The organism is Floccifex sp. (assembly GCF_051873555.1).
GTDB lineage: Bacteria > Bacillota_I > Bacilli_A > Erysipelotrichales > Erysipelotrichaceae > Floccifex.
Map to the genome: position 1 here is coordinate 1 of NZ_JBJEEY010000099.1, position 8819 is coordinate 8819.

Genomic DNA, 8819 nt, shown 5'->3' on the forward strand with positions numbered 1-8819 from the left:
CTATTCTATCAAATAAAAAAAAGACTGTCGACTATTACTTTGTCAACAGTCTGAGGCATCTTGCGATGCCTTTTTAATTTTGATATTTAATTTTTTCTTGTGTTTCAAGTTGAAAACAAATGAAATCTTTCTGGTCTAAATCTTCATGAAACAAATGAACTGCATGGATTTGATGGTTGTTGTAGGTTGTATAGTAATATATGCCTTTATTGCAGTTGCAACAAGAAGTATAAATAGTATATTCATATTCATTTTCACCAACTTGGCAACAACCATTTTGTTGTTCAACACTATGAAGAATATGGAAAAACTGCGAAACACTTTCACTTTCTGTATCCTTTGAAATGGAATTCATTTTTGTGAAAGCTACTTTCATGAAACGAGACTGACTCGATAAATCACCAGGCAATCCCAAGCCACCCATTCCACGACTATATGTTTCTAAATTTAATTCCTTTGAAAATAAGTTTTCTGGATTTTGATTGGATAGATGCATATAGTTGTTTAATTGGAACATTTGATATTGAAATGGAGGATTATTCGTTAAGACACCGACTGGATTGTCATAAATCTTGAGGCCGTCTTTTACAGATTCAACTGTAATGCATTCCATTTCATCGGCAATGATCCAATGAAGTTGAGCTAAAGGAAGTGAAGCATTAAATGGCTTATTTAAAATGTTCAAATTCCCTAGAAGAGATTTCACTTCTTTTACATTTTGACATTGACCTAGAATCCATGGAATCAATTCATATTGAGCAATATTTTCTTTACCTTCCTGAAAGTCGTGATATATCGCATTGCCCACAAAATTCAATCCTGCAATTCCTAATCCTTTTTCATTGATGGCATCATAATACAATGGATATTGATCACATACATAGGCCATACCAATCATCGCAAAATGAGAATCCATTGATTGTCCATTACTGAAATTGAATTTGAAACGACGAGGAACCACAACAATTTGATCTCCATACGAAAATTCATAATCTAAATTACGACCAAAATAGAAATCTTTTGTTTTATATGTAGCTGCTGTACACATAAACAGTAACCTCCTTTCAATATTATTATACCGCTAACAATAAAAAAATGCTGAAATCAGCACTTTTATTTTTCTGGATTTAATTTTTCTAATACACCATTCTTTTTAAAACGAGGATAAATAGCCAAGTAAATAAAGCTGGCAATCACAACTGCTAAAATCGCATTAATTCCTGTTGTGATAAATTTAGCCGCAACTAAATACCCAGCTGCTTTTTCAGCATTTCCTAATAAAATCAAATAATATAAATACGAAACAAGTGGCTCACCAATGATGTTAAATCCCATTCCAGCACTACAAGCTATCACAACTTTTGAAACCAAAGAACTTCCTTGTAGTTTCTTAATATGGAAAACTTTATGTGCTACAAAACCAGTAATAACTCCAATCATAAATTTTAAAAATAATGTTTTAGGAGCTACCATAATATATATAGGATCTAAAATATCTCCAATTCCCATACCAATTGCACCAGCAATTCCACCTGGAACTCCTCCTAATAAAAGAGCTGCTAATATACAGAACGTATTTCCTAAGTGAAATGATGTATATCCTACTGGAGTAGGAATTTTAATTTGTAGAAATGTAAAGGCAACATAGCATAATGCAGCCATTAAAGCTGTAACAGTAATTCTCAATGTAGTATTGTTTGTCATACTATACATCCTCCTCTAATATGACATTAGTATAATCATTTTTTGATTATATAAAAATAACCAGATATATATTTATTCATATAACCAGATTTATGATTTTATTTTATTATTACTATGTTATAATGAAGAAAAGAAAGGAGAAATTTATGACATTAAAACAAAGAATTATGTCAATTGGATTGTCAACTGTATTACTAAGTCAGATGAGTACTGTTTCTATCTTTGCACAAGAAAAACCCACTCTAACAGGACAAAAAACATTTGAAACCAAAGAAGAAGCCAATTCATTTGTACAAGAATTAAAAAACTATAATATCGAATTAAACAAAAATAAATCCGATGGATTACGCTACACTCTCTACCTTACAGGCCCAACACCATTGACAACATCAAAATGGATGGAAAAAGAAACACTGGAATTGGAATCAGAAATCTTTAAAACACAACAAGAAGCACAAATTAAAAAAGATTCCTATACCAATTCTGATGAAAGAACATATAATCTAACAATCACTAAACAAGAAGGGGATAAAGGATCACAAAATACAACAACTTGTTATTCATTAGAAGATGCAGACAATAATTTAGAATTAGTCAAAAACTATTTGATTGAACAAGGTATTGATGAAGAAACCATTCAAAGCGAATTAATAAAAGGAACAGAAATACAAACAACGGAACCATATTTTAAAGTTGAAGATATTGAATTAGATGAAAATAATGAATATACAATTAAAAAAGAAAGTCCAGTTGTTGTAATTACTTTAGATGGTAAAACCTATATTTGGACAATAGGAGAGTTGGCTCCAGAAATAAAAAATAGTATTCTAGAAAAATATAATTTGAGAGAAGATAACATTGTATTTATTTATGATTATAATGATGAAGAATCTAATGAGGAACAACAAAATATAGCTTCTCTTCTAGCTTCTCTTCCATTCAAGATTGAAGTGATTAAAGAAGAAAATCAGCCAGATAAAGTAAAAGTTTCATTAACTCCAGCTGAAAATCTAGATGGAGAAGAAGAGCTGGATATTGATTTACAATATGCGTATTCAACTGTTGAAAAAGAAGTGGATACCTATATGTATAATGTGACATATTCCATTCCGGTTTATGTTTTATCTGGAACGTATACAAACTTTGAAAAAGTGAATTCAACAACTTATACAGTGAAATGGGAATATAAGAGTACTAAGAGTACAGAAGTACAAACAGGTATTGTTTCTAATTACAGTGTCTATATTGTGTTAGCAGCGATTGCTTTAGTGGGTATGTTTGTTGTATTAAGAAAGCGTAAATAATTAAGAAGCCAGGCACCTGGCTTCTTGTTTTTTTAGAAAAAATAATTAATGTAACCTTGAATAAAGATGAATAAAATAATAATTGGAATAAAATAGGAAACATAGAATCGTAAAGTTTTTGGAAACGAAATTCCTTGTCCTGAATTAGCTTCTTTTAAAAAATTATCAAAACCCCATCCTTTTTTTGAAGTACAAAATAAAACATAGATTAAAGAACCCAGTGGAAGTAAATTATTTGAAACAATAAAGTCTTCTAAATCCTGTATTGTTGTTGCCATTCCCAGTGGCTGAATCCAAGATAATACATTGAATCCCAATGCACATGGAAGCGATAAAACAATCATAAGTATACAGTTAATTGATATGGTTTTCTTTTGTGACCAGTTTGTCAGTTCCATTGTCATTTGAATGATATTTTGAAAAACAGCTATAATAGTTGTCAAAGCTGCAAAGCTTAAAAACAAGAAAAACAAAGCACCCCAGAAGCGTCCATAACTCATATGTGCAAAAATATTGGGAAGTGTTTGAAATATCAATCCAGGGCCTTGTCCAGGACTGACATCAAAGGCAAAACAAGCGGGAATAACAATTAAACCGGATACCAGGGCTACAAAGGTATCTAAACAAACGACTTGAATGGCTTCTTGAGTTAATTTCTTTTCTTTATCTATATAACTTCCAAAAATTGCAATAGCACCAATTCCTAAACTCAATGTAAAGAAAGCTTGTCCCATAGCAGCAAAAATCACTTCCGATAGATTTTCCATTTTTGAAAAATCAGGCAATAAATAAAATTTAACACCTTCAAAAGATCCTGGTAAAGACAATGTCTTAAAGACTAAAATAAACATCAATCCCAATAGACAAAGCATCATATATTTTGAAATTTTTTCCACTCCATTTTGAAGACCCCTTGAACAAATGAAAAAACCAATCAATACAACAATAACCATCATGGAAACTTGTAAAATAGGATCGGCTAACATAGCTGTAAAACCAGCATTGATTTGTTCTACACTTTGACCTGCAAATCCTTGAGTTGCCATTTTATAAAAATAATAAAACATCCAGCCACAAACAGTTGTATAAAACATCATCAATAAATAATTTCCAGCCAGACAAATGTATTTCATATAATGCCATTTTGTGTTTTTGGGTTCTAATACATCAAAAGAAAGAACTGCACTTTTTTGACTGGCACGTCCCACTGCGTATTCCATAATCATAATGGGAAGACCTAAAATCAAAAGAAAAAATAAGTAAAGACAAACAAAGGCAGCGCCTCCGTATTTTCCAACAATAAAAGGAAAACGCCAGACGTTACCCAATCCAATGGCACAACCAGCACTCAATAAAATAAATCCCAGTCGGCTTGATAAACGATCTCTCATAGTTAAGCACCTCGTATATTACTATAACAAAAAATAATGGACTTTTGTCCATTATTTCGATAAAAGCATACGATCGTTGTCTAAATTATTTCCAGACTTTAATTTGAACTGTAAAATCAAATCATTGACACTCATTTCTTCTCTTTCTTTGCCAGAAACATCCAAAATAATATGTCCATTATCCATCATAATTGTACGATTCCCCAAAGACAAAGCATCACTCATATTATGTGTAATCATCAACGTTGTGATTTGATGTTCTTTTACAATTTCTTTTGTGAGTTTCAAAACTTTTTTAGCCGTTTGAGGATCCAAAGCCGCTGTGTGTTCATCTAACAACAATAACTTAGGTGGATTATATGTTGCCATTAATAAAGTTAGAGCTTGTCTTTGTCCACCCGATAATAAACCAACCGGTTGATTTAAACGATCTTCTAATCCTAAATCCAAACGCGCTAATTGTTCTTTAAATACTTTTTTATCATTTTTTGAAATATGAGACAACCATCCACCTTTTCCAGCTGCTAAAGCCAGATTTTCCAGAATCGTCATTCCTGGGGCACTTCCTTTATTGGGATCTTGATATAAGTGACCAATATTTTTAGCTCTTTTAAATTGAGGCTCAAATGTAATATCTTGTCCATCTAAGTAAATGGAACCCGTATCCGTTAAAAAATTCCCGCAAATCGCATTAAATAACGTAGACTTGCCTGCTCCATTGGATCCAATAATAGTCGTGAAATCACCTTTTTTTAAATGAAGAGATAATTCTTCTAATGCTTTTTTTTCATTGATGGTACCAGGATTAAATGTTTTTGAAATCGATTCAATTCTTAACATATTACATACCTCGTCTATATTTCATTTTTCTTTGAATCAATGGCCATTGACTCTTTAAATACGGAATACCAATGGCAATGACTACAATCACAGAAGAAACCAGTTTTAACATAAAAGCAGGCATATTAAATCGTAAAGCAATCGTATAAACTAAACGAAAAATGATAGCTCCAATTACACAACCAGAAGCCCTTTTTAAAATAGAGCCATGACCTAAAACCGTTTTTCCAATCAACAAAGAAGCCAAAGCCACAGTTACCATTCCTTGTCCAATATTAATATCCACAAATTTCTGTGATTGCGACAATAAACAACCTGATAAAGCGGTAAACATATTGGCAATACATAAACCAACAATGGTTGTGAAAACAGGATTTATGGAACTGGATTTCACCATATCGGGATTGTTTCCTGTAGCTCGAATAGCCAATCCTAATTTAGTGGATAAAAAATAAACGAGAAATACAATCACACATATCACTGCAATCAAAGCAATCAATAAAACCGAATAGTTGGAAAGAGAAGGGAAGGCTTCTTTAAAAATAGTAAAAACAGTATTGGTTCGATTCATATTTAATAAAGAAGCACCGCCCATAATCCAAATGTTTATCGAATACAATCCTGTATTAACAATGATTCCCGATAAAAGAGAATCAATTCCCACTTTTGTCTGCAATAAAGCCGTTATGAAACCAGAAAGCATTCCAGCAATCATGCTTGCTGGAATGGCTAAATACGGATGACCGGCAATGGCAAAGGTTGCTCCAACAACACCGCCTAAAGTAAAACATCCATCGGTTGATAAGTCACATACATTTAACATTGTATAGCTTAAAAATAAAGCCAATACACACAGGGAACAAATAAGCCCTAATTCTATAGCTGTTTGTCCCAAAGAAAGATAAGTTGTCATATTTTATCCCTCTAAATCATCAAAACTTTCTGCCGTTGTGATTTCTTTGACTTGTGTACACAAAGGTTCAAAAGCTTTTTTAATAGTTTCAAAATCAAAGCCAAGAGCTGTACAAGTTTCTGTATTAATGGTAGCTGTTCCATTATCGAATGTACGAACAGCTAAAGTTGATGGATTTTCTTTATCCAATAAAACCTGTGCAATCATGTCCGCTGTTTCTACACCTAAATTCGCATAATCAACGCCATATCCTAAGAAAGCTCCATTTAATGCAAAGGAATCAGCACCTGTATAATGAGGAACTTTAGCATCAATCAATGTTTCATAAATGGATAATTCCGCTGTCATAATGGTATTATCTGTTGGAGTAAAAATCGCATCTACGTCTTCACTGATTAAAGCATCCACAGCCAATTTTACTTCATCGGTTGTAGTTGCTGTTTTAACTACATAGTCAATTTGTTTGTCTTCTAAATATTGTTTAGCACTTTCAATAGAGGCTGTTGAAGAATCTTGTCCAGCATCGTATAATAAACCAATTTTGTCTGCATCTGGATCAGCAGCAAAAATTAAATTGAAAATACTTGTTGTATCTAAATAGTCACTTGTACCTGTAATGTTAGCACCCGGTGTTTCTAAGCTATCAACAATTTGTGCCCCCACTGGATCGGAAACCGCTGAGAAAATCACTGGTAAGTCGCTTCCTTCTGTCGCGGATTGCATAGCCATAGCAACTGGTGTTGCGACTGCAACCATTAAATCCACGTTGTCGGCTTGGAAATCAGTAATAATTTGGTTTAAAACGGTTGAATCGGCGTTACAGTTTTCCACTTCCACATCAAATACAACTTCGTTTTCTTTTCCAATTTCTTCTAAACGAGATTGGATGTTGTCAACAATCTGATTCAAACTCGCATCATCTACATAGTTACAAATCCCGATTTTGTACACTGTTGCATCACTGTTTTCATTACTTGAACACCCAAATAAACTTGCACACATAGCACTGGCTAATAAAGCCTTAGAAATTTTTTTCATCTTTTTGTTCTCCTTTTCTACTCTCAATCAGGAAACAAAAAACTCGTCCCTGATTAACGTTCAAGGACGAGTGTACTTCACCCGCGGTGCCACCTTGTTTTACAGTAAAACTACTGTACACTTTTAGAATACTATCATATTCCTCACAACTCACGTATGTATCACGTCATAGAATACTATTATTTCCTCTATGCCCTCCACGGTCCATTTACAAAACTGCCATTATTCAGCTCCCACCAGCCTGAACTCTCTTGAAATACATCTTTTTGTTTTATCTCCGTATCATCGGTTTCCTAAAGTTTACACTGAAGAAAACGAATTTTCAAGAAAAAAATGAAATTTACATAAATTTACAAAATTGTTTCAAAATTCTTACATATATGATATACTTCAACAAAACAAAGATGTTCTACTTAGTAGGGCATCTTTTTTGTTTTTTTAGAAAGGAAACGAACATGGAAGAAATCATTCAGCAACAAAAACAAATCAATGAATTATTAAAACGATATGGAGTTAAATTCGGAATCTATAAAAACAATACATTTCACGAACAACTCTTTCCCTTTGACTGCATACCTAGAATTATAACTAAAGAAGAATTTGAGCCATTAGAAAAAGGACTCATTCAAAGAGTCAATGCATTGAATGCGTATTTATATGACATCTATCATGACAAACAAATTGTCAAAGATGGCATTGTCCCCATTGAATTTGTACTCTCATCCAGTGGATATTTAGTACCATGTCAAGGCATTACTCCATCAAAAAAAATTTATTCCCATATATCTGGCATTGATTTAGTCTTAGACAAAAACAATCAATGGATTGTATTAGAAGACAATTTAAGAGTACCCTCAGGAGCCAGTTATCCCATGATTGCCCGTGAACTCTGTCGAAAAGCCAGTCCAGAAACGTTTTCCAATCACAAAATTGAAGACAATCGAGATTATGCCAAGTGTTTAAAAGATGTCATGGATTTTGTCAATACAGGTGGTATCAATGCGATTTTTACGCCAGGAAGAATGAAGGCTGCTTATTTTGAGCATTCGTATTTAGCAGAACAAACAAGAAGTAAATTAGTGAGTTGTCAAAGATGATTATTTATTTTTAAAAAACTATGATGGATCGCTAGAAAAAATTGGAGCTTTGTATCGAAGAATCAATGACGATTTTCTGGATCCATTAACATTTAAAGAAGAATCATTAATTGGTATTCCACAAATTATGGACATATATCGAAAAGGACATGTAGAGATTCTGATTCCTCCTGGATTTATACAAAAAGAACAAAGAAGTTAGAATTGTCTATATTTTGTTGTTTTACTTCAATTAAGTATAAAAGATAATTCAATTTTATTGAAAAAAGTTAAACAAAATAAAAATAGAATTGTTTCATATATTAAATGGAATCAAAAGAAAATTGAAATATTAGAAACTTTATTAAAAAAATTCATATAAAACTACCCGGTTTATCACCGGGTAGTTTTTATGTGTGCCGGGCATGGCACGAATTCAGTTGGAGATAAACCAACCACAGGTAGTTACCGCCAAGTGTAGCGAACCACAAGTTGTTGACAGTGATGTTGAGGATGGAGGAAGTGGTGTAGCGATTCTTTCGAGCGTACGAAC

General features: G+C 32.8%; 7 protein-coding genes, 1 pseudogene and 1 other annotated feature. Of the genes and pseudogenes, 2 read left to right on the forward strand and 6 right to left on the reverse strand.

The genetic code is table 11. The annotated features are described in order from the left end of the window. Positions 1 to 73: 73 nt before the first annotated feature. Together bsh and ACI32A_RS05740 are read right to left on the reverse strand one after the other, a co-directional pair. Positions 74 to 1048 (reverse strand): choloylglycine hydrolase, encoded by a 975-nt coding sequence (bsh, locus tag ACI32A_RS05735; protein ID WP_439754082.1) that lies wholly within the window; start codon positions 1046 to 1048, stop codon positions 74 to 76. A gap of 65 nt (positions 1049 to 1113) precedes the next feature. Further along, complete coding sequence (locus ACI32A_RS05740) at positions 1114 to 1704, reverse strand: ECF transporter S component (protein ID WP_439754083.1); 591 nt, start codon at positions 1702 to 1704, stop codon at positions 1114 to 1116. 146 nt (positions 1705 to 1850) lie between these two features. Here ACI32A_RS05740 and ACI32A_RS05745 point away from each other — a divergent pair, with 146 nt between their 5' ends. After that, positions 1851 to 3008 (forward strand): hypothetical protein, encoded by a 1158-nt coding sequence (locus ACI32A_RS05745; RefSeq protein ID WP_439754084.1) that lies wholly within the window; start codon positions 1851 to 1853, stop codon positions 3006 to 3008. 32 nt (positions 3009 to 3040) lie between these two features. On the opposite strand, the gene ACI32A_RS05750 is transcribed toward ACI32A_RS05745, so the two are convergent. Genes ACI32A_RS05750 through ACI32A_RS05765 form a run of 4 tightly spaced genes read right to left on the reverse strand, consistent with a single transcriptional unit; the run spans position 3041 to position 7190 of the window. Next, positions 3041 to 4399 (reverse strand): sodium-dependent transporter, encoded by a 1359-nt coding sequence (locus ACI32A_RS05750; RefSeq protein ID WP_439754085.1) that lies wholly within the window; start codon positions 4397 to 4399, stop codon positions 3041 to 3043. 51 nt (positions 4400 to 4450) lie between these two features. Beyond that, positions 4451 to 5239, reverse strand: a complete 789-nt coding sequence (locus ACI32A_RS05755; RefSeq protein ID WP_439754086.1) for an ABC transporter ATP-binding protein — start codon at positions 5237 to 5239, stop codon at positions 4451 to 4453. 1 nt (position 5240) lies between these two features. After that, positions 5241 to 6152 carry an ABC transporter permease gene (locus tag ACI32A_RS05760; protein WP_439754087.1) on the reverse strand — a complete coding sequence of 304 codons (912 nt, stop codon included), beginning with the start codon at positions 6150 to 6152 and terminating at the stop codon, positions 5241 to 5243. A 3-nt stretch (positions 6153 to 6155) separates the two neighbouring features. After that, positions 6156 to 7190: an ABC transporter substrate-binding protein gene (locus ACI32A_RS05765; RefSeq protein ID WP_439754088.1), complete on the reverse strand. Its 1035-nt coding sequence runs from the start codon at positions 7188 to 7190 to the stop codon at positions 6156 to 6158. 59 nt (positions 7191 to 7249) lie between these two features. Continuing rightward, positions 7250 to 7485 (reverse strand) — a binding site (T-box leader). Between the two features lie 160 nt (positions 7486 to 7645). Between ACI32A_RS05765 and ACI32A_RS05770 the strand changes: the two are divergent. Next, positions 7646 to 8489: pseudogene (locus ACI32A_RS05770) on the forward strand (circularly permuted type 2 ATP-grasp protein). Positions 8490 to 8819 lie beyond the last annotated feature (330 nt).